Here is an 18,839-nt window from a genome sequence, read left to right as displayed (position 1 = left end):
CGAGGCTGGAAAAACCGGCCCGGAGAACCGGAAGACCGGCTCTCAGGAGAGACAGGAAAGGCACGATATGAACACTGGACTGAAGCCAGTCTGGGCTGGGCGCAATATGCGCCTCGACCCACTCCGCCTGCCGCAGGTGGTGAGCTACGCGACGCGCGACGACTATGGCGACGTTACCTTCACCATCGACCATCGTGGCGCCGTCATTCGCCGCGTGCTGGAGATGAGCGGCCTGCCGGCGTTCATCGCTCTGCCCGCCAATGCGTTTCGTGGCGTGGCAGCCCGCGCAATGGAGGACCCGGACGGCAATGTCACGGTGACGCTGGAGCTTCTGCACAATGATCCGATGCTGTCGGTGCCGCTGCTGGTGGCCGACGATCTCGAGGATGTCGCCGCCGACTGGCGCGCCTGGGCCGATGCCTACCGTCTGCCGATGCTTCTGATCGAATCCGACGGCATCGCCCGCACCCTGGAGGAATCGCTTGGCGTCGCCATCAAGACATTACCCGCGCAGGACCGTCGCAGGGGTCGGCTTTCGACCATGCGTCGTCCGCGCTTCCTCGCCCGCCGCAGGGCCGGCGCCCTCGGCCTCAGGCTGGTGATCGGCGGCCAGGAGATTATTTCGCGCGACGAATAGAGCGAGCGCTTTCCCTTCTCCCCGAAGGTGGCCACGAAGCGGCCGAATGAGGGGTATTCCAGGAAACGCGAACGCCTCATTTGTTCCAACACCCCTCAACCGTCTCGGCGCTACGCGCCGATCCACCTTCTCCCACAAGGGGCCCACAAGGGGAGAAGGAAAAAAGCCGCTACACCAGCGGCTTCAGCGCCACCCACAACGCACCGCCGATCAGGCCGAGGAAGACCAGCCAGCCGACCTGGTTGTTCGACCTGAACAGAAGCATGCACTGGTCGGGATCGTCGATGTCGAGCACGGTGATCTGCCGCGCCATATGGGCGCCGGCGGCGACCAGCCCGGCCAGCGCCGGCACCGGCGCCTGCGCCGCCGCGAAGGCGATGGCGAAGCAGACCAGCGCTCCGCCATAAAACCCGACGAGCCAGGTCTTGGTGTTGTCGCCGAACAGGCGTGCGGTCGAGCGCACGCCGACGATGGCGTCGTCTTCCTTGTCCTGATGCGCATAGATCGTGTCGTAGCCGATTACCCACAGGATCGAGCCGATATAGAGCATGACGGCCGGGCCATCGAGATTGCCGAACTCGACCGCCCATCCCATCAGCGCACCCCAGGAAAAGGCAAGGCCGAGAACCAGTTGCGGCCAATTGGTGAATCGCTTCATGAACGGGTAGATGGCGACGACGGCGAGCGAGCAGATGCCGAGCAGGACGGCAAAGCTGTTGAACTGCAGAAGCACGGCGAGTCCAATCAGTGCCTGGATCACGAGAAACGCCCAGGCCTGCCGGCGCGTGACCTTTCCCGCCGGCAGCGGCCGCGAGCGCGTGCGTTCCACCTGGTTGTCGATGTCCTGGTCGACCAGGTCGTTGTAGGTGCAGCCGGCGCCGCGCATGGCGACGGCGCCGATCAGGAACAGCACGAGATACCATGGCGCCGGCAGCAGCGAGAGCAGGGGATCAGCAGGGCGTGGATGGGCACTCGCGGCAAGGGCTGCCGACCACCAGCACGGCCACAGCAGCAACTGCCAGCCGATCGGCCGGTCCCACCGGGCAAGCTGCGCATAGGGCCAAAGCCAGCGTGGCAGGATGCGGTAGACCCAGTGGCCGCTCGGCGCATCGGCGACGCGGCCCTGGGCTGCTTTCGACTGGATGGGTTCCATCGTGCTGAAGTGGCAGCAGCGGCGAACGTCGTCAAGCGTCAAGCGGGCCGAACCATTCCCTGTTCCCGTGTGGAATTGCGCTCAAAGTCTTCCAAATGTCTTGACCCATCGTACGGGGCGCAATAGCGCAGTCCTGATCGTGGAATGGCAAGGGATCTGGGCATGCGCGTATTGTTGATCGGCTCCGGCGGCCGCGAACATGCCTTGGCCTGGAAGATCGCGGCCTCGCCGCTGCTGACCAAGCTTTACGCGGCGCCCGGCAACCCTGGCATCGGCCGCGAAGCCGAACTGGTGACGCTCGACATTGACGATCATGCGGCGGTGGCCCGGTTCTGCACGGAGAAGAAGGTCGACCTCGTCGTGGTCGGGCCGGAAGGGCCGCTGGTCGCCGGCATTGCAGACGACCTCCGCGCTGAAAACATTCGCGTCTTCGGCCCGTCCAGGGCGGCGGCGCGGCTGGAAGGCTCGAAGGGTTTCACCAAGGATCTTTGCGCGAAATACGACATCCCGACCGCCGCCTATGGCCGTTTCGGCGACCTGGCGTCGGCCAGGGCCTATGTCGAAAAGATGGGCGCGCCGATCGTCATCAAGGCCGACGGCCTCGCCGCCGGCAAGGGCGTTACCGTCGCCATGAATTTGGCCGAGGCGCTGGCAGCGCTCGATGCCTGTTTCGACGGGTCCTTCGGACAGGCCGGCGCGGAGGTGGTGGTCGAGGAGTTTCTCACCGGCGAGGAGGCGAGCTTCTTTTGCCTGTGCGACGGCGTCACCGCGCTGCCGTTCGGCACCGCGCAGGACCACAAGCGCCTCGGTGACGGCGACGTCGGTCCGAACACCGGCGGCATGGGGGCCTATTCGCCGGCCCCGGTGATGACGCCGGAGATGATCGACCGCACCATGCGCGAGATCATCGAGCCGACCATGCGCGGCATGGCCGAGCTTGGCGCGCCGTTTTCCGGCGTGCTGTTTGCCGGGCTGATGATATCAGGCGATGGGCCGAAGCTGATCGAATACAACACCCGCTTCGGCGACCCGGAATGCCAGGTGCTGATGATGCGGCTGAAGGACGATCTGCTGGTCCTGCTCAACGCTGCCGCTGACGGCCAGCTTGCACATACCTCGGTGCGCTGGCGCAACGAGGCGGCGCTCACCGTGGTGATGGCGGCAAGGGGTTACCCCGGCACGCCGGAAAAGGGCTCAGTCATCCAAGGCGTCGAACAGGCCGCGGACGATGGCGTCGAGATCTTTCATGCCGGCACCGCCATCGACAGCTGCGGGCTGGTCGCCAATGGCGGCCGTGTGCTCGGTGTCACGGCGACCGGCGGCACGGTCGGCGAGGCGCAGCGACGAGCCTACGCCGCGGTCGACCGGATCGATTGGCCGCAAGGTTTTTGCCGCCGCGACATCGGCTGGCAGGCCGTTGCCCGCGAGCAGGCGCGCTGACGTACAAGATTAGCGGGGGCAAGATTAGCGGGGGCGGCGATCCAACTCGGTCGACGCAGTGCTGACCGGATCGGTAGGTGCTGCTTCAACGGCCGATGCGGAGGGCTTTTCCTTTCGCAGCCACCCCAGATAGTCGGCGATCCGGTGCGGAAGACGCAGCGCTGTCCCTACGGCAGGCATTTGCAAGCTGCCGCGGAACTTGGACCAGCCCGCGCTGAACATGGCGACCATTTCGGTGAAGCTCGGCGGTGGCGCCACGGTCGCATAGGTAAGGGTGACATTGCCGGCAAGGCCGGCCGCCCGCGAGAGAGGCAGCGGTATCGAGGCGAGGTAATCCGGCTGCGCGTCGATCAGGCCGCCGAACGGCCATTGCGCGCGCAACGCGGCGGCATCCATCGGTGCGACATTGACGTCGATGTCGTTCGGCGTGCCAGCCACCCGATAGGGGCAGCGGAACCGGCCGCAATTGGCTTTTGCCGAAAACTGCCAGAGTGCGTAGCCTTGCCAGTTGCCCATCGGAAAATGCACGCCGATGTCGGGCTTGTAGCGCGCATACCAGAGCGGCAGCCGCGACAGCAGCCGATATTTGTACTTGTTGTCGGCGATGTGCTTGGCGGTCTTGCCGTTGGTGTAGAGCACCGGAAAACGGCCAATCCGCCGATGCACATGGCGCACGAACTCCTCTGCATCCTCGAGCGACATCCATTTCGTCGGGTCGTCATCCTCGATGTCGAGGGCGAGCAGGTCGTCCGGGCCAGGTTTCGCGAAATTGATGAAATTATTGGCCTGTCCGACGGGGTTGCCGGGTCGGGCGAGGTGATAGGCGCCCCATTTCAGGCCGAGCGCCTTGGCCACCACCTTGCGTGTCTGGAACAGTTCCTGTGCCACCGCATGGCGCTTCCACAGCGCCTTGCAGAGCCGCGTCGCGGTCTCGTCGCCGAAACAGAAATACGCTGGCGGCATCCCGTCGGACGCCTTGTTGATGAAGCCGACGATGCGCTTGTCGGTGGCAAGCTCGGTCCAATCGATGGGATTGTATTCGTAGGCGTCGATCACCAGCGCCCGGTCGGCATTCTTCCAGGGCTGGGAGAAGTCCGAGGCTTGTGCCGGCGCCGACGCCATTGCCATCGCGGTCGCGACGGCGAGGAGTCCTGGGCGGCGAAGAGGGTGCGCCGGCGGCTTCAAACAGCAGATCCTTGCTGGCCAAAGCCCAATCCTGAACCGCCATGGTTAAGGAAATGCTTTCGGCGGCCCGCGGCAACCGCCGCGATCGTGCCGGGGATGGCTTTGCTGGTCATCAACGCAGGGCGAGCGGGTGGAACGGGTCGGGCGCCGGCGCCTGCGGCAGCGTTCCCTCAGCCTGGCGCTTGCGGTGATGGGCCAGCGAGCATTGCGGCGAACACAGAATGCCGCGATCCGACCAATATGCGGCGCCGTCCTCGATCTTGCCGCGATGGTGACAAAAACCTGCCGTTCGATAGGGCAGGCCGCATTCGGTGCAGCGATAGGCGTCAGGTCTGGCGAGCACGGGCGGTCCCCTCGATATTCTTGATCGGTCGCCGGTCGACTTGTCCGGCTTTTTTGCCGATTTTAGCGTGAACAATTCCAAATGCAAAATCCGCGTGACAAATCTTGACGTTTACGTAAAAAGAAGGCGGGAGAGGCGACCCAAAAAGCGAATGGTTTTGTGTCGGCACGGATATTAAGTTTCCCTGCCGGACGGAGGAGGAGCGAGCGGCATGTATCGGGCACCAGTCGAGGAAATCGCCTTCACGCTGAAGCATGTGGCCGGCCTGAAGCCGGCGCTTGACGCCGGCACCTTTGGCGACCTTGGCGAAGACCTCGTCGACGCCATTCTGGCGGAAGCCGGCCGCTTTGCCGGCGAAGAGGTTGCGCCGCTCTACAAGGTCGGCGATGAACAAGGCGCGGTGTTGAGCGGCGCGGCCGTCACCATGCCGCTCGGCTGGAAGGAACTTTATCGCCGCTGGATCGACGGCGGCTGGAACGCGCTGTCCGCGCCGGAGGAATTCGGCGGCCAGGCGCTGCCTACCATGCTGGGCGTCGCCGCGCTCGAAATGTGGAACTCCGCCGCCATGGCCTTCGGCATCGGCCCGACGCTGACCATGGGCGCGGTCGAGGCGCTCGACAAGCATGCTTCACCGGGGCTGAAGGCCAAATACCTGGAAAAGCTCGTCTCAGGCGAATGGATGGGCACGATGAACCTGACCGAGTCGCAGGCGGGCTCGGATCTGAATGCCTTGCGCGCCCGCGCCGAGCCGGCCGGCGACGGCACCTACCGCATCTTCGGCCAGAAGATTTTCATCACCTATGGCGAGCACGATCTTACCGACAACATCATCCATCTGGTGCTGGCGCGGCTGCCGGACGCGCCGGCCGGCACGCGCGGCCTTTCGCTGTTCCTGGTGCCGAAATTCCTGGTCGGCGATGATGGCGCGCTTGGCGCACGCAACGACGTCTTCTGCTCCGGGCTGGAGCACAAATTGGGCATCCACGCCTCGCCGACCTGCACCATGATCTATGGCGACGGTTTCGAAGGGACCGCCCCCGGCGCGATCGGCTGGCTGATCGGCGAGGAAAACAGGGGCCTCGCCTGCATGTTCACCATGATGAACAATGCGCGGCTCGCCGTCGGCATGCAGGGCGTTGCGGTCGCCGAAACGGCCACGCAGAAGGCGCTCGCCTACGCCAATGAACGCCGGCAAGGCAAGGCCGCGAGCTATGATGGCAACGGCATGACGCCGATCGTCCATCACCCCGACGTGCAGCGCAATCTCCTGACCATGAAGGCGCTGACCCAGATTGCGCGCGCCATCAGTTATTGCTGCGCGCACGCCATCGACCATGCGCGCGTATCCGTCGGCGATGAAGCCATCCATTGGCAGGAGCGCGCCAATCTGCTGACGCCGCTGGCCAAGGCCTTTTCCACCGATGTCGGCGTCGAGGTCGCCTCGCTCGGGCTGCAGATTCATGGCGGCATGGGATACATCGAGGAGACCGGTGCGGCAGCACTTTATCGCGACGCGCGCATCGCGCCGATCTACGAAGGCACCAATGGCATCCAGGCGATAGACCTGGTGGCGCGCAAGCTGCCGCTTGGCGGCGGCGAGCATGTGCATGGCTACATCGCCGAACTGAAATCCGTCGCCAATCAAGCGCGGACCTCGAACCTTCAAGGTTTTGGCCGCACCGCCGATGGCCTCGACCAGGCGCTCGACGACCTCAGCCAGGCGACGCGCTTCCTGCAAGGGCTGCTCGCCGACGGCCGCTCGGACGCGGCGCTGGCCGGTGCGACGCCTTATCTGCGGCTGATCTCGCTGGCGGCGGGCGGCGCCTATCTGGCGCGCGGCGCGCTTGCCGACCAAAGCCGCATCGCCGTTTGCCGTTTTTACGCCGAAAACCTGCTTGGCGAGGCGGGCGCGCTGAAGGAGCGTGTCATCGGCGGCGCCGAGAGCCTTGCCGCTGCCGGCCAGACGCTGATTTCTGCCTGACAGCCACCAGGTTAACGTTTCACGACGTTCACAAAGGATCACCCGTGACAGACCACATCCTCGTCGAGCGCCAGGGCGCCATCCAGATCATCCGCATGAACCGTCCGGACAAGAAGAACGCCTTGACGCGGGCCATGTATGCAACAATGTCCAAAGCCCTTGCCGAGGGCGACGCCGATCCGGCGATCCGCGTCCATGTCTTCCTCGGTGTTCCAGGCGCCTTCTCGTCCGGCAACGACCTTGCCGATTTCATGGTCGTCGCCACCGGCGGCGAGGGCGGCACCGAAGTCTGGGATTTCCTGATGGCGCTGGCCAGGACGGAAAAGCCGATGACCTCCGGCGTCGACGGCATCGCGGTCGGCATCGGCACCACGCTCAACCTGCATTGCGACCTGACCTTCGCCACGCCGCGCACACTATTCCGCACGCCCTTCGTCGATCTCGGCCTGGTCCCCGAGGCCGGCTCGAGCCTGCTTGCGCCGCAGATTCTCGGCCGGCAAGGCGCTTTCGCGCTGCTTGGCCTCGGCGAAGGATTTTCGGCCGAGCGGGCGAAGGCCGCCGGATTGATCTACGCAGTAGTCGAGGAGAACGAACTCGAAGCGTCCGTCCTGGCCGCGGCCAGCCAGATAGCGGCCAAGCCGCCGCAGGCGCTGAAGATCGCGCGTGACCTGATGCGCGGCTCGCGTGAAGACCTTGTTGCCCGCATCGGCCAGGAAAGCGAGCATTTTCGCGAGCGGCTCAAATCCGACGAGGCCCGCGCCGCGCTGACGGCGTTCATGACCAGGAAGAAAGGGTAGCTGGGCACCAGACGCCGGCCAAGAGTCTGGCATATGTCATGCAAATGCATTACATTGTGTGCCAGCGAAGGAGACTGTCATGCCGTCGAACGCACTGGTCCAGACCCGTATTGACGCTGAAGTGAAGGAACGCGCCACGGCGGTTCTGGAAAACATGGGGCTCACGGTCTCCGATGCTGTCCGTATCTTGTTGACGCGGACCGCCAATGAGGGCGCCTTGCCGCTCGAACTTGTCAGCAACAGTGACGCCCATGATGCCTGGTTCCGGGCAAAAGTTCAGCAGGCGCTGGAGGATACGCGGCCGGATGTTGAAGACGCCGAAGCCGAATCCCATTTTTCTGGACGGCGGGCGGCAGCGCTTCGCAAGGCGGAGGCAGGTGAGTCTTGAGGCTGGTCTGGGCGCGGTTTGCGCTCGCCGATCGCGACGACATCTTCACGTATATCGAAGCCGAAATCCCAGGGACCACTCAGGGATAAAGCCTTGTCTTGTCCCAGCCGCCCTCAGCGTTGCGCGAGAAGACAATGCGATCGTGCAGCCGGAAAGGCCGGTCGTGCCAGAACTCGATCGTCTGCGGCACGATGCGAAAACCCGACCAGTGTTTCGGTCGTGGGATCTCGCCGATCGCATGGCGCGCTGTGTATTCGGCAACGGCTTTTTCCAGTGCGAAGCGGCTCTCCAGCGGCCGCGACTGTTTCGACGCCCATGCCCCGATGCGGCTGCCGCGCGGGCGCGTCGCGTAATACGCGTCCGCTTCCGCCTCGGTGACGATCTCCACCGGCCCGCGCGCACGCACCTGCCGGCGCAGCGATTTCCAGTGAAAGCACATCGCCGCCTTCATGCTGCCAAGAATCTCGCGGCCTTTGGCGCTCTCAAAATTCGTGTAGAACACAAATCCGCTTTCATCGAACCCCTTGAGCAGCACCATCCGCACATTCGGCATGCCTTCGGCATCGACGGTCGCCAGCGCCACGCTGTTGGGATCGTTGATCTCGCTCTTTGTCGCGTCGTCAAGCCATGCGGCAAACAGGCGGAATGGCTCGGCAGCCTCGGCAAAGTCACCGCTTGTTAACTCAGTTTCGCTCATAGTTTTTCCAAATTCTATTGCCGGCCGGGGGAGATTGCCGATTGTCGCGCATCGCGCAACTTTTTGACAGCAGGCAATGGAGCCTTATTGCTTCGGCCAACGCACAAGGTGCGGTCAAGGCCGCCGCGATTGTGCTGGTCGCCTTGCCGCTTGCCGCCTGCGGTGCCGGCGGCTTCAGTTTGGAGCAGGCGGAGGTCGACCGTACGATCCTGACCAGCAGCACGCCTGCCTCTGCCATGCCGATCGACCAGGATCGCGCCTCGGACCAGGCGACGATCCGCAACGCGGTGTCTTCAGCCGATATCCAGGAACTTGGCGGGCAGGCCGTTCCGTGGGCGAATTCCGATACCGGTTCGCGCGGCTCGATCACCGAACTGGCGGAATCCAGGGACAACGGCCAGCTTTGCCGCCGCTTCACCGCCTCACGCGAAAGCTTCGACGGCGTCGCCCTGTTCAAGGGCGAGGTGTGCCTGGCCGGCGCCGGCGCCTGGCGGATGCAGGACTTCAAAGCGCTCTGATTTTCCGCCATCATATGACCGCGCTACTGGAATTTCTTCCTATGCGAGCGCATATAGATGGCAATCGTGGACTCACTCCTTCTCCAGGACAGGAAGCATGCGCGACCCCTATGAGGTGCTGGGCGTTGCCAAGAACGCATCGGCCCAGGATATAAAATCGGCATACCGCAAACTCGCCAAGGAGTATCATCCGGACCAGAATCCGGATCCCAAGGCGAAGGAGCGGTTTGCTGCGGCCAACCAGGCTTACGAGATCGTCGGCGACGAGAAGAACCGTGCGGCTTTCGATCGCGGCGAGATCGATGCCGAGGGCAAGCCGCGCTTTCAAGGTTTCGAGGGCGCCGCCGGCGGCGCCGATCCGTTCGCCGGTTTTCGCCGGCAGCAAGGGCCGGGCGGCTCGCGTTTCGAGTTTCGCTCAGGCCGTCCGAGCGGCGATCCGTTCGACGGCAGCAGCGACATCTTCAGCCAGATTTTCGGCGAGACCTTCTCTCGCGGCGCCGGCATGGGCGCCGGCCGGCAGGCGCCGTCCGGCGCCGACCTGAACGTGACGCTCGACATCACCATCGAAGAAGCGGCGACTGCCGAGAAGGTAACGGCGATGTTCCCCGACGGGCGCAAGGTCGCCGTCAAGCTGCCAGCCTATGTCGAGGACGGCCAGACCATCCGGCTGAAAGGGCAGGGCGAGCAAGGGCCGGGGCAACCAGGCGATGCGCTGGTCAAGATCCGCTTCCGGCGGCATCCGCGCTACCGTGTCGAAGGCCGCGACCTCCACGCCGACCTGCCGATTGCGCTGGCGGATGCCGTGCTCGGTGCCAAGGTGGCGGTCGAAACGCCGACCGGCAAGGTTGCAGTCAATGTTCCCGCCTGGTCGAGCTCGGACAAGGTCCTGCGGCTGAAGGGCAGGGGCCTGCCGGAAAAAGTCGGCGGTCACGGCGATCTCTACGCGCATGTGCGGCTGATGCTGCCTGAGGGTGGCGACAGCGATCTCGAAACGTTGATGCGCAACCGCAAACGCTAGCCTGGCGCGTCAAGGCGCGCTGCGCCGCAAACGCTCTTGTCTCTCACCTGTCCGTCTTGTTCGACTGCAGGGCTCAGCCGAATTCCGCGACATCGCTCGATGGCCGCCCGGAACATGGCCGGCTCGCGCCAGGCGGGCCAGTCGCTCGTCGCCGAGAGCGTTTTCTTTTCTGCGGGCGGAATAAACCCGCGGCCGCCCCGTTTCCAGACCATTGGTTGACTAACGAAATTGCCGTCAAACGAATAGCAACGAAGGAGCGCGTCGGATTGCTGGGTCATGCGTTATCGAGTTTGGAAAATGCGTTCGGGGAAATCCGGGCGATGTATCGAAACGACAGGCTCAGCAGGGTTTTCGCGCTGATAGTGATATGCCTGAATATCCTCGTCATCATCGTTCCATTCGCGATCGAGGCGCTTCGATCTGTCGGAATTTCACACTACGATCTGCCAGCGCGTCTCAACATCAGCAGGGATGGATCGCTGCCCGAGATGTTCAACTACGGGCAGGCCGCGCTTTGCGCCCTGTTTCTGTTCGGCATCTGGCTTCGAACCAGGGAGCATATGTTTCTTGCCTGGTCCCTGATTTTCAGTTTTGTGACGCTCGACGACGCCACCCGTTTCCATGAGCGCGGCGGCCTGCTGCTGGCAGCGACATTCGACCTCGTTTCGCTGCCGGGCATGCGGGCTCGCGACACCGGGGAAATCATCACCTGGTCGGCGGTCGCGCTCGGCCTGCTGGCGCCGCTGTTGTGGTCATTCTGGCAAAGCAGACCGAGGCAACAAGCCTCGGATCGGTGTTTTTGCTGCTGTTCGCGTGTCTTGTGGGTTTTGCCGTGGTGGTTGACATGCTGCACTTCCTGACGGGCTCGAAGCTCGTTGGCTACGCTGAAGACGGCGGCGAGATGCTGTCGATTGCCGTCGCCTGTTGCTGTGCGTTCATCCTCTATCGCGGGCTGGGGCGTGATGCGGATCTTCACGCAATGGATCCGAGCCTGCCATTCTCAAAGCGGACATAACCGAATTGCGGAAACGGCCGCGCGAACAGGAGGAATAAGTTTGGCTCCGGCCCGTTACCCCGGGATCATTCCGGGAGGAGCCAATGCCGTCGCACCTGTTTCCGTCCGTTCCAACGCGCTGGTTCCGGCGTCGTTCAGAACACCAGGCGGTGAAGCCGAAGCCTGCTATGCCGGCGAAACCTTGCCGCTGGCGCGCCCTTCACCTCGCCCTGCCACTGATGGTCTTCCTGTGCGGCGCTTCGCCAGCGGCCAACGCGGTCGTGCCGGGCACCGACGCCAATGTCGTCACAGCAATCGACGTATCGGACTCGATCGGCCGATATGAGGAATGGCTCCAGCAGGCCGGGCTCGTGCGGGCGCTCGTCCACCCCGACTTCCTGCGCGCCGCCACCGCCGGTCCGCGGCGTCGGATCGGGTTCGCCGTCTTCACATGGTCAAGCGATGGCAAGTTCGACCTGTTGGCCCTGGACCGTCATCGGCTCGGCCGAGGACGCCGCGCGCGTGTCTCAGGCGCTCGCTTCGGTGACGCTCATCGACCGAACCCATTACGGAGGCGGCGATATGGAGCAGGACCGCGACGGCGACGCTGATCCCGCGGCGATGCACGATCGTCTGACAGACATGTCGGAGGCGATCGCCATTGCTTCGCTCCTGTTGACGTCATCGCCGCCCGCGACGGAGCGCGCGGTCATGAACATCTGCGCCAACGGAACCGACAATTTCGCGGGCGGAACAGAATCCTCGCGAGACGCGGCGCTGGCGCAAGGTTTTACAATCAACGGATTGGTCCTGGGGCAGGATGCGGAACTTGCGCAATATTTCCGCTCCAGCGTGATCGGCGGTCCCGGAGCGTTCGCCATGGACATCTCGGATGCGAAAGACGCCGGTGAATTCATGACGAGGAAACTTGTTCGCGACCTGTTGGCGTCGGCGCCGGCAGATGCGCCTCGTTTCAGGATCGAGTGACCGTTTCGATGCACAGCCACTCTCGCAGAACTGCTGCATGGCATCCAAGTCGGAAGGCCAGCCGGGCGGGCACTGTCCGTTTTGAGCGCTTGAAGGGGCTCGGTGCCTGTGCGATAGCCACTTCACGAAGCAGCAAATCTTGCGGAGAGCGCTCACATGGCGGGTGGACAAGGCATTATGGCCGGCAAGCGCGGGCTTGTCCTGGGCGTCGCGAACAATCGGTCGATCGCCTATGGCATTGCCAAGGCCTGCGTCGACCATGGCGCCGATATCGCGCTGACCTATCAGGGCGAGGCGTTCAAGAAGCGCGTCGAGCCGCTGGCGGCGGAACTCAACGCCCATGTCGCCGGCCATTGCGATGTGACCGATCCGGCAACGCTCGATGCGGTCTTCGACGACATCGCCAAGCGTTGGGGCAAGCTCGATTTCCTCGTCCACGCCATCGCCTTTTCCGACAAGGACGAACTGACTGGCCGCTATGTCGAGACGACGCGCGACAATTTCCTGCGCACGATGGACATTTCGGTGTTTTCCTTCACCACCATCGCCAAGCGCGCCGAGGCGCTGATGACTGATGGCGGCTCGCTGCTGACGTTGACTTACTACGGTGCGGAAAAAGTGATGCCGCACTACAACGTCATGGGTGTTGCCAAGGCAGCGCTCGAAGCCAGCGTGCGCTATCTGGCCGTCGACCTCGGCGCCAAGAAAATCCGCGTCAACGCCATCTCCGCCGGTCCGATCAAGACGCTGGCAGCCTCCGGCATCGGCGATTTTCGCTACATCCTGAAGTGGAACGAATACAATTCGCCGCTAAAGCAGACGGTGACGCAAGAGGAGGTCGGCGATTCTGCGGTCTATTTCCTTTCAAACCTTTCACGCGGCGTCACCGGCGAGGTCCACCATGTCGATTCCGGCTACCATGTCGTCGGCATGAAGGCGGTCGACGCGCCTGATATTTCGACCGTCAAGGAATAGACCCGCCTCGAATATACCCTCCCGCATTCTCGACCGCTCTCCGGATGACCTGATGTATCCGCTCGTCTACATCGCGCGCCATGGCCAGACGGTGTGGAACGCCGAGTCCCGGCTGCAAGGACAGGCCGACACCGATCTCAACCCGCTCGGCCGCGAGCAGGCGACCGGCAATGGCCATCGGCTGGCGNTGCAAGGACAGGCCGACACCGATCTCAACCCGCTCGGCCGCGAGCAGGCGACCGGCAATGGCCATCGGCTGGCGGAACTCGTTCAAAACCCCGAAGATTTCGATTTTGTCGCCAGCCCGATGCGGCGAACGCGTGAGACCATGGAACGCATTCGCATGGCGATGGGGCTCGATCCCCAGGCCTACCGCACCGATCCCCGCCTTGTCGAAATGAGTTTCGGCGACTGGCAGGGTTTCACCTTTCCCGAACTCGAGGCCCGGCATCTCGGCTCGGCCAGGGAGAGGCGCCTCGACAAGTGGAATTTCCTGCCGCCCGGCGAGGGCGCCGAAAGCTATCAAATGCTGCTCGAACGGGTAAAGCCGTGGTTCGACGCGCTGGATCGCCGGACGGTCTGCGTGACGCATGGCGGCGTCGTGCGCGTCCTGTTCCGCATGGTGCTGGGAATGCCCGAGAAAGAAGCCGCCAGGCTGAATGTGCCGCACGATCGCTTGCTCAGGCTGGAGGGCCGAAGCCTGGACTGGCTCTAATGCATGTCGCCCAAAAGCATGCCCACGGGCCCGCCTTCTACTGGCCCAACGATCTCAATGCCGCCGCCTCGTCTTCCCGTGACAGAGGCTCATGCACTCCGGTTGCCGCGAGATAGGAATCGAGCGCTTCCGTAGACGAGGCCGGTGCATATCCGCCGTCGCGCGCGGGCGCAACGACGGCAAAATTCACCGCCCAACCATTATCCGAGTGGCACGCCACGGATATGACGGTCGAGCGGTTGGCGGAATCGAGTTCAAATTCGCGGCACAAGGAACCGGTTCCATCGCGAAACGTGGCTACGGCACGGATCCTGTCGGTGGAGCCTGCCAGCACGGTTTCTTCGCCGGACGCCACCTGCCCGAGCGCCTCTGAAAGAGGGCTGTCCTGCCCTGCCACCTCAAGTCCATGCGGCTGGTTTTGGCTGGCAAACCCAAAAAAATATCCGCCGAACCCAAAAACGACTGCAACCAGCGAAGCAGCCAGCGGCATGATCCAGGATGCCTGGGGGCGCCGTATTGACTGATTGTCCCTCGCCCTGAAGGCAACGACACGCGCGGCCTCGATGGCGTGCGATGGAACGCTGCGCCACCTGGCTTCGTCGATTATTCGCTGCACGGACTGGCTGAGCCGGTCGGGAACGGGTTCATCGAGAACCGGCATCAGTGCCTCTTTGACCTGAATGCGGGTTTCCAGGAACAGCGCGACCCGGCTGGCGATATCCGGCTGCATGGCTTTCTCGATGGCTGCGGCAGTCGCGTCGTCAAGTTCGCCGTCTGCAAGGGCCATGAGCGTTTCGTCAGCAAACTCGCGTCTGATCATTTCTGTTCTCGCCCTTCATGACCGGTGAACGTGGCAAGCCGGGATTTATTCCGACTGCCTCGGCGAGATTCTTTCTGGCGCGCGCCAGCCGGCTCATCACCGTTCCGATCGGGATCCCGAGAACGCCGGCCGCCTCCCTGTAGGAAAGGTCCTCGACGCAGACCAGGAGAATGATTTCGCGCTGATCGTCCGGCAGGTCGGTGATCGCCTGGGCAACGCTGTTCAGGGTAAAGCGTGCTTCGACATCTCGCTCGCCACAGGCGCCGACGAGGTCCTGCCGTTGCTCAATGTCCTCCTGCGGCCCGGCCGTGCGCTGCCTTCTGATGTGGTCAATCCACAAATTTCGCAGGATCCGGAACAACCACGCATCAAAACGGGTTCCAGGTTCAAAGCGCTCGGTGTTGGCAAGCGCGCGTTCGCAAGCCGCTTGCACCAGATCGTCCGCAAGATCGCGGGAACGGCAAAGGGAAATCGCAAAACGGCGCAGGTTCGGAAGAAATGCAACAAGTTGCTTTCCGAATTGATCAGTCTCAATCACGTGAAGTTTCCGGTTTCTTGAGGACCGAGCGAAGTCAGCCGCCTCCGCACGCATTCGGGGTGGGTCGGTATCTTCATGTGGCAGCATATGACCACGGCGGCTAAACCAGCGTGGGAGTCCGGCTAGATTTCGGCAAGGCCAGGATTAGACTATGGCAAGCATCAGGTTAGAGCTTGGTGAGAGAACTGCCTATTTCCTGAAAACGTGGGTGACCCGCTGGCTTCAAGCCGATATCACGTAGCCGAAGCCCCGCACGGTTTTTATGAGCGGCTTTTCGTCCACGCTTTCGATCTTGCTGCGAAGGTAGCGAATGTAGACATCGACCACCTTCGTTTCCGGGTCGAAGCTCAGATCCCAAACATTGTTGAGCAGCCGGGTTCTGCTGATCACAGCGCCGGAGTGCGACATTAGATACGCGAGAAGCCTGAATTCCTTGGCCGTAAGGCTGATCTCGCGTTCGCCGCGCCAGACCTTCTTGCCGACCGGATCAAGCGCCAGATCGCCAACCCTGAGGACTGGGTCCGTGCCTGTGCTGGAGCCGCGGCGAAGCAGCGCCTCCATGCGCGCGATCAGCTCGTCGAAGGCGAAAGGTTTGGTCAGGTAGTCGTCGGCGCCCCCCTTCAGCCCTTCGACCTTGTCCTGCAGGCTGTCTCTAGCCGTGAGCATCAGGACAAGATGCTGGTGCTGCTCGCGCCGCAACATGCGACATACTTCGAGGCCGTCGATTCCTGGAAGCATTCGGTCGAGAACGATCAGCGCATATGGCGTCTCCCGCACCATCGCCAGCGCATCCCCGCCACTGTCGGTCACGTCGACAACGTAACCCTCGGCTTCGAGTCCTCGCTTGATGAAGCCGACGATGCGATCGTCGTCCTCTACCAGCAGAATCCTTGACATTTACACCACCTTCTCCCCGGGTCGTATTGCGGGGAGTCAGAGAATTCCCCGCCTCGCGGTGGGCGCGGTCATTCCGCCGAGCTCCCGCCTCAACTATCGTAATCCAGGAAACGAAGGAGGTCGTTCTTTATTCCGAGCCGGTTTTTGCACGCAGCCTCTTTTTCAGAACGACCACGGCGGCACCTGCGTTCGCATCCGCAGACGCGGTTGCGTCAGCGTGTGGAAGCCGGACCACGACCTCAGTAAAAGACCCGACCTCGCTCGTGAGCGCAATCTCGCCACGATGCTTTTCGATGAGCCATTTCGCGATCGCCAGACCGAGGCCACTGCCAAGTTGGCGCGACGCCCTTGGGCTTCGGCCACGGTAAAATCGCTCGAACACCTTGGGTATTTCCTCGGCTGGAATGCCCAAACCCTTGTCGCGTATCGCAATCTCCGCATGCCCGTCCATAGCGGTCATGCTCAAGTTCACCGAGCGATCGCGCGGAGAATATTTTATGGCATTGTCCAGAATTATCACCAGAGCCTGTTTGAGCCGCTGCGCGTCGGCTGTGATCCAGACCGGACGGGTGCTGTAGGCCGCCTTGATCGAGATGCCCTTGGCGCGCCCCAGGATTTCGCCCTCGTGGACCGCATCGGCGACGATGGTAACGAGGTCCGTTCGGCGGGGCTCGAAACGTATTGTATCGGTTTCCGAACGAGAAAGGAAAACCAGATCGTCGACGAGGCGTCCCATCTCCAGGCTCTGAGTGACAATCCGTTCGAGCGCATCGCGGTACACTGCCTCTGGCTTTGAACCATGGCGCAGCGGAATTTCCGCTTCACCGCGAAGCGCCGTCAGTGGAGTGCGCAGTTCATGGCTGATGTCGGCGAGGAACTGGACGCGCAACCGGTCGAGCTCCGTCAGCCGCTGGTTGGCCGCGGCAAGCTCGGCGGTCCGTGTGGCAACTTGCTGCTCGAGTTCTGCTTTGGCATTGAGCAGCCGGTCGCGCTGGTCTTGCTGATGCGTGGCCATTTCGTTGAACCGCCTGGCGAGCGCACCAAGTTCATCGCGGCCATCGAAGGCGATCCGGTGGTCGAGATCACCACGACTGATCGCCTCTGTGCCTTCGGTCAGCAGGCTGATCGGGCGCATCAATGATCGGGCGAGAAGGAAAGCAGCAACAAAGCAGAGAACCACAGCAGCCAATGCAAGCGCGGCCGTCATCCAGGTCAGGCGTCGCCACAGTGCTTCTGCCTGCAGTTCGGTTCGCACAACCTCTTCCTCTTCGTCGCGCCGCGCGGCTTCCAGGATGTTTTCGAACTCGGCGTCGAAACGATTCTCGATGTCCCGGCGAAAAATCCTGACCGCGTCCTCCTGGCGCCCCTAGTTGCGAAGATTGATTGCGTCCGACGTGGCTTTGGCGATTTCTCCGTAGAGCGTGCGCATCCGCGTGATGCGGAAGATCTCGTCACCGGCTTCCTCCTGTTTGCTGCTGCCCAGGAGAAACTCGGCTTCTCCCCTGGTCAGCTCGGCGAGCTTTTCGAATCCGGCCTCAAGTTCGGCGCGGGCGCTCTCGTAGTCGGGACGCTCCGGTTCGCCAATTAACAGGAACTCGGCGATCTGCTCAGAATATCGGTTGGCGTTGACCGTAAGCGCGGTGACGGCTTCCAGTTGGTTGTTGGCCCATTGCACGCGCTGTGTGTAGTAGGTTGTCGAGCGAATCGTGATGTAGACGATAGCCGCCATAATCACGACTGCCCCCACGACAATGAGCTGAAATACAAGAATGCGAGACCTGATGCCCATCGGTGTCCATCGGCGTTGAGAACCCGAAACCGATCGGATTCAAGAATACCCCCTTCGCGGCAGAGAAGGCCACCGTGCAGGATGGCTCGCGCAGATCGGCGCAACATTTCCGCGACGCCGTTTCAGCACGGAGCAACCATAGAGGACCCGCTATTAAGGATATGAGAGATTCAGGTTAGAACTTGGTGAGAATGCAGTCCTGCCGTCCGAATTTAGCGACTTCACCCCGTGAGAGGTTAAGTTCAGCCGGACGCCGCAAGCCGAGGTAAGACTGGCTTGCCGGGTTTGATCGGGCGCAGAGTTGAAGGCCGTCGCGGATGAGTGGGTGTCACTTACGAAACCGCCAGGAATCACCTGAAAGCCGTCTTCGTCAAAACCGAGACCCATCGCAGCCGGAACTGGTCGCGTTGCTCGCGAGAATAGCCAGCACCGCCCAGACTGAATGAGTCTATTCGGTTGAATCGCTATCCGGCAATTGCATGTCGGTGATGATGTTCTCGCCGTTTGTCTCGTCGTAGGCGATCACGATGTCCATGCCGGGTTTCAGCGCTTCGAGATCGGTTTCGGCATTCAGCTTGTAGGATTTGCCGTCGTCGAGTGTCAGCGTCAACGTCTCCTTGTCGATCTCTTTGATCAGGCCTTCGGTCTGGCCGGCGAAGGCGGCGGTGGAAATCAGCAACATGGCGGCAACGGCGCCGATCGGGATACGCATCATCGTCCTCTTATCATTGCGCCGGCTCGGTGGCGGCGGGTGTTCAACAGACGGTGTTCAACAGATGGGTCGAGGGAAGCAGAAACCAACCGAATGTGTCAAAACTAAATCCGCCTGATCACAGTTTGACCGCTGCGGAAAACGCCAATAGAACGCAGCTACGGCGCCACGCGCCCTGACGCAGAAACGACGCTGCGGCACTTTTGATTTGCGCATGATCCTTCCCGAAAATCGCTCCGATTTTCGGGGTCATGC

22 protein-coding genes and 2 pseudogenes are annotated in these 18,839 nt (G+C 62.6%); 13 read left to right on the top strand and 11 right to left on the bottom strand.

What is annotated here, in order from left to right; all coding sequences use genetic code 11:
- Positions 1–67 precede the first annotated feature (67 nt).
- Positions 68–637, top strand: a complete 570-nt coding sequence (locus X738_RS58575; RefSeq protein WP_023799370.1) for a DUF6101 family protein — start codon at positions 68–70, stop codon at positions 635–637.
- 169 nt (positions 638–806) lie between these two features.
- Here X738_RS58575 and ubiA read toward each other — a convergent pair whose 3' ends face one another.
- Complete coding sequence (ubiA, locus tag X738_RS58570) at positions 807–1,790, bottom strand: 4-hydroxybenzoate octaprenyltransferase (RefSeq protein WP_031254983.1); 984 nt, start codon at positions 1,788–1,790, stop codon at positions 807–809.
- A gap of 162 nt (positions 1,791–1,952) precedes the next feature.
- Here ubiA and purD point away from each other — a divergent pair, with 162 nt between their 5' ends.
- Entirely contained in the window at positions 1,953–3,230 is a 1,278-nt protein-coding gene (gene purD / locus X738_RS58565; protein ID WP_031254982.1) for a phosphoribosylamine--glycine ligase, read from the top strand.
- A gap of 24 nt (positions 3,231–3,254) precedes the next feature.
- On the opposite strand, the gene X738_RS58560 is transcribed toward purD, so the two are convergent.
- Both X738_RS58560 and X738_RS0141665 read right to left on the bottom strand, forming a co-directional pair.
- On the bottom strand, positions 3,255–4,352 hold the full coding sequence (locus X738_RS58560; RefSeq protein ID WP_023799367.1) for a glycoside hydrolase family 25 protein: 1,098 nt from the start codon (positions 4,350–4,352) through the stop codon (positions 3,255–3,257).
- Positions 4,353–4,527: 175 nt separating this feature from the next.
- Entirely contained in the window at positions 4,528–4,758 is a 231-nt protein-coding gene (locus X738_RS0141665; RefSeq protein ID WP_031254978.1) for a hypothetical protein, read from the bottom strand.
- Between the two features lie 211 nt (positions 4,759–4,969).
- On the opposite strand from X738_RS0141665, the gene X738_RS58555 reads away from it, so the two are divergent.
- The 3 genes from X738_RS58555 to X738_RS58545 all read left to right on the top strand — a co-directional run bounded on the left by X738_RS58555 (position 4,970) and on the right by X738_RS58545 (position 7,924).
- Entirely contained in the window at positions 4,970–6,739 is a 1,770-nt protein-coding gene (locus X738_RS58555) for an acyl-CoA dehydrogenase (protein ID WP_023799365.1), read from the top strand.
- Positions 6,740–6,783: 44 nt separating this feature from the next.
- Positions 6,784–7,536, top strand: a complete 753-nt coding sequence (locus X738_RS58550) for a crotonase/enoyl-CoA hydratase family protein (protein WP_023799364.1) — start codon at positions 6,784–6,786, stop codon at positions 7,534–7,536.
- Between the two features lie 79 nt (positions 7,537–7,615).
- On the top strand, positions 7,616–7,924 hold the full coding sequence (locus X738_RS58545) for a type II toxin-antitoxin system RelB/DinJ family antitoxin (protein WP_023799363.1): 309 nt from the start codon (positions 7,616–7,618) through the stop codon (positions 7,922–7,924).
- A gap of 79 nt (positions 7,925–8,003) precedes the next feature.
- Here X738_RS58545 and pdxH read toward each other — a convergent pair whose 3' ends face one another.
- The gene (gene pdxH / locus X738_RS58540; RefSeq protein WP_023799362.1) at positions 8,004–8,621 is read right to left on the bottom strand and encodes a pyridoxamine 5'-phosphate oxidase; all 618 of its coding nucleotides are present in this window, start codon (positions 8,619–8,621) and stop codon (positions 8,004–8,006) included.
- Positions 8,622–8,662: 41 nt separating this feature from the next.
- On the opposite strand from pdxH, the gene X738_RS58535 reads away from it, so the two are divergent.
- The 8 genes and pseudogenes from X738_RS58535 (at position 8,663) to X738_RS58510 (ending at position 13,828) form a co-directional block, all read left to right on the top strand.
- Positions 8,663–9,139 carry an RT0821/Lpp0805 family surface protein gene (locus X738_RS58535; RefSeq protein ID WP_023799361.1) on the top strand — a complete coding sequence of 159 codons (477 nt, stop codon included), beginning with the start codon at positions 8,663–8,665 and terminating at the stop codon, positions 9,137–9,139.
- Between the two features lie 97 nt (positions 9,140–9,236).
- Positions 9,237–10,157 (top strand): DnaJ C-terminal domain-containing protein, encoded by a 921-nt coding sequence (locus X738_RS58530; RefSeq protein ID WP_023799360.1) that lies wholly within the window; start codon positions 9,237–9,239, stop codon positions 10,155–10,157.
- Between the two features lie 320 nt (positions 10,158–10,477).
- A complete protein-coding gene (locus X738_RS58525) occupies positions 10,478–11,017 on the top strand; it encodes a hypothetical protein (protein WP_023799358.1) in 540 nt (179 codons plus the stop codon).
- Positions 11,002–11,172, top strand: a complete 171-nt coding sequence (locus tag X738_RS84775) for a hypothetical protein (protein WP_023799357.1) — start codon at positions 11,002–11,004, stop codon at positions 11,170–11,172. Before X738_RS58525 ends, X738_RS84775 begins: the two co-directional genes overlap by 16 nt.
- A gap of 83 nt (positions 11,173–11,255) precedes the next feature.
- Positions 11,256–11,561 (top strand): annotated as a pseudogene (locus tag X738_RS89060) (hypothetical protein); the annotation flags it as partial.
- A 52-nt stretch (positions 11,562–11,613) separates the two neighbouring features.
- Positions 11,614–12,138, top strand: a complete 525-nt coding sequence (locus X738_RS80850) for a DUF1194 domain-containing protein (RefSeq protein ID WP_023799355.1) — start codon at positions 11,614–11,616, stop codon at positions 12,136–12,138.
- 156 nt (positions 12,139–12,294) lie between these two features.
- Positions 12,295–13,113 carry an enoyl-ACP reductase FabI gene (fabI, locus tag X738_RS58515; RefSeq protein ID WP_031254975.1) on the top strand — a complete coding sequence of 273 codons (819 nt, stop codon included), beginning with the start codon at positions 12,295–12,297 and terminating at the stop codon, positions 13,111–13,113.
- Positions 13,114–13,165: 52 nt separating this feature from the next.
- Positions 13,166–13,828, top strand: a complete 663-nt coding sequence (locus tag X738_RS58510) for a histidine phosphatase family protein (RefSeq protein WP_023799353.1) — start codon at positions 13,166–13,168, stop codon at positions 13,826–13,828.
- 37 nt (positions 13,829–13,865) lie between these two features.
- Here the strand turns inward: X738_RS58510 and X738_RS58505 are convergent, their stop codons facing one another.
- The 7 genes and pseudogenes from X738_RS58505 to X738_RS58480 form a co-directional block, all read right to left on the bottom strand.
- Positions 13,866–14,558, bottom strand: a complete 693-nt coding sequence (locus tag X738_RS58505) for an anti-sigma factor (RefSeq protein ID WP_156942592.1) — start codon at positions 14,556–14,558, stop codon at positions 13,866–13,868.
- Positions 14,559–14,625: 67 nt separating this feature from the next.
- Positions 14,626–15,240, bottom strand: coding sequence for an RNA polymerase sigma factor (locus tag X738_RS58500; protein WP_084833722.1), 615 nt, complete (start codon positions 15,238–15,240; stop codon positions 14,626–14,628).
- Positions 15,241–15,408: 168 nt separating this feature from the next.
- Positions 15,409–16,083, bottom strand: a complete 675-nt coding sequence (locus X738_RS58495; protein WP_023799350.1) for a response regulator transcription factor — start codon at positions 16,081–16,083, stop codon at positions 15,409–15,411.
- Between the two features lie 127 nt (positions 16,084–16,210).
- The gene (locus X738_RS87015) at positions 16,211–16,972 is read right to left on the bottom strand and encodes a sensor histidine kinase (RefSeq protein ID WP_245277669.1); all 762 of its coding nucleotides are present in this window, start codon (positions 16,970–16,972) and stop codon (positions 16,211–16,213) included.
- Between the two features lie 174 nt (positions 16,973–17,146).
- Positions 17,147–17,218: pseudogene (locus X738_RS87010) on the bottom strand (HAMP domain-containing protein); the annotation flags it as partial.
- 231 nt (positions 17,219–17,449) lie between these two features.
- A complete protein-coding gene (locus tag X738_RS87005; RefSeq protein WP_023799348.1) occupies positions 17,450–17,812 on the bottom strand; it encodes a hypothetical protein in 363 nt (120 codons plus the stop codon).
- 508 nt (positions 17,813–18,320) lie between these two features.
- Positions 18,321–18,584, bottom strand: a complete 264-nt coding sequence (locus X738_RS58480; RefSeq protein WP_031254973.1) for a DUF1344 domain-containing protein — start codon at positions 18,582–18,584, stop codon at positions 18,321–18,323.
- Positions 18,585–18,839: the final 255 nt, after the last annotated feature.

It is taken from the genome of Mesorhizobium sp. L48C026A00, assembly GCF_000502375.1.
Taxonomy (GTDB): Bacteria; Pseudomonadota; Alphaproteobacteria; order Rhizobiales; family Rhizobiaceae; genus Mesorhizobium; species Mesorhizobium muleiense.
This window is presented reverse-complemented; position numbering and strand designations above follow the sequence as displayed.

Bases quoted from the DNA above. Each gene is read 5' to 3' on its own strand.
- X738_RS58530 (WP_023799360.1), top strand. From the start codon at position 9,237: ATGCGCGACCCCTATGAGGTGCTGGGCGTTGCCAAGAACGCATCGGCC.
- X738_RS80850 (WP_023799355.1), top strand. From the start codon at position 11,614: ATGGCAAGTTCGACCTGTTGGCCCTGGACCGTCATCGGCTCGGCCGAG.
- X738_RS58505 (WP_156942592.1), bottom strand. From the start codon at position 14,558: ATGCAGCCGGATATCGCCAGCCGGGTCGCGCTGTTCCTGGAAACCCGC.
- X738_RS58525 (WP_023799358.1), top strand. From the start codon at position 10,478: ATGTATCGAAACGACAGGCTCAGCAGGGTTTTCGCGCTGATAGTGATA.
- X738_RS58555 (WP_023799365.1), top strand. From the start codon at position 4,970: ATGTATCGGGCACCAGTCGAGGAAATCGCCTTCACGCTGAAGCATGTG.
- X738_RS58575 (WP_023799370.1), top strand. From the start codon at position 68: ATGAACACTGGACTGAAGCCAGTCTGGGCTGGGCGCAATATGCGCCTC.
- X738_RS58495 (WP_023799350.1), bottom strand. From the start codon at position 16,083: ATGTCAAGGATTCTGCTGGTAGAGGACGACGATCGCATCGTCGGCTTC.
- fabI (WP_031254975.1), top strand. From the start codon at position 12,295: ATGGCGGGTGGACAAGGCATTATGGCCGGCAAGCGCGGGCTTGTCCTG.
- ubiA (WP_031254983.1), bottom strand. From the start codon at position 1,790: ATGGAACCCATCCAGTCGAAAGCAGCCCAGGGCCGCGTCGCCGATGCG.
- X738_RS58560 (WP_023799367.1), bottom strand. From the start codon at position 4,352: ATGGCGTCGGCGCCGGCACAAGCCTCGGACTTCTCCCAGCCCTGGAAG.
- X738_RS58500 (WP_084833722.1), bottom strand. From the start codon at position 15,240: ATGCGTGCGGAGGCGGCTGACTTCGCTCGGTCCTCAAGAAACCGGAAA.
- X738_RS58480 (WP_031254973.1), bottom strand. From the start codon at position 18,584: ATGCGTATCCCGATCGGCGCCGTTGCCGCCATGTTGCTGATTTCCACC.
- X738_RS84775 (WP_023799357.1), top strand. From the start codon at position 11,002: ATGCTGCACTTCCTGACGGGCTCGAAGCTCGTTGGCTACGCTGAAGAC.
- purD (WP_031254982.1), top strand. From the start codon at position 1,953: ATGCGCGTATTGTTGATCGGCTCCGGCGGCCGCGAACATGCCTTGGCC.
- X738_RS87005 (WP_023799348.1), bottom strand. From the start codon at position 17,812: ATGGCGGCTATCGTCTACATCACGATTCGCTCGACAACCTACTACACA.
- X738_RS58545 (WP_023799363.1), top strand. From the start codon at position 7,616: ATGCCGTCGAACGCACTGGTCCAGACCCGTATTGACGCTGAAGTGAAG.
- pdxH (WP_023799362.1), bottom strand. From the start codon at position 8,621: ATGAGCGAAACTGAGTTAACAAGCGGTGACTTTGCCGAGGCTGCCGAG.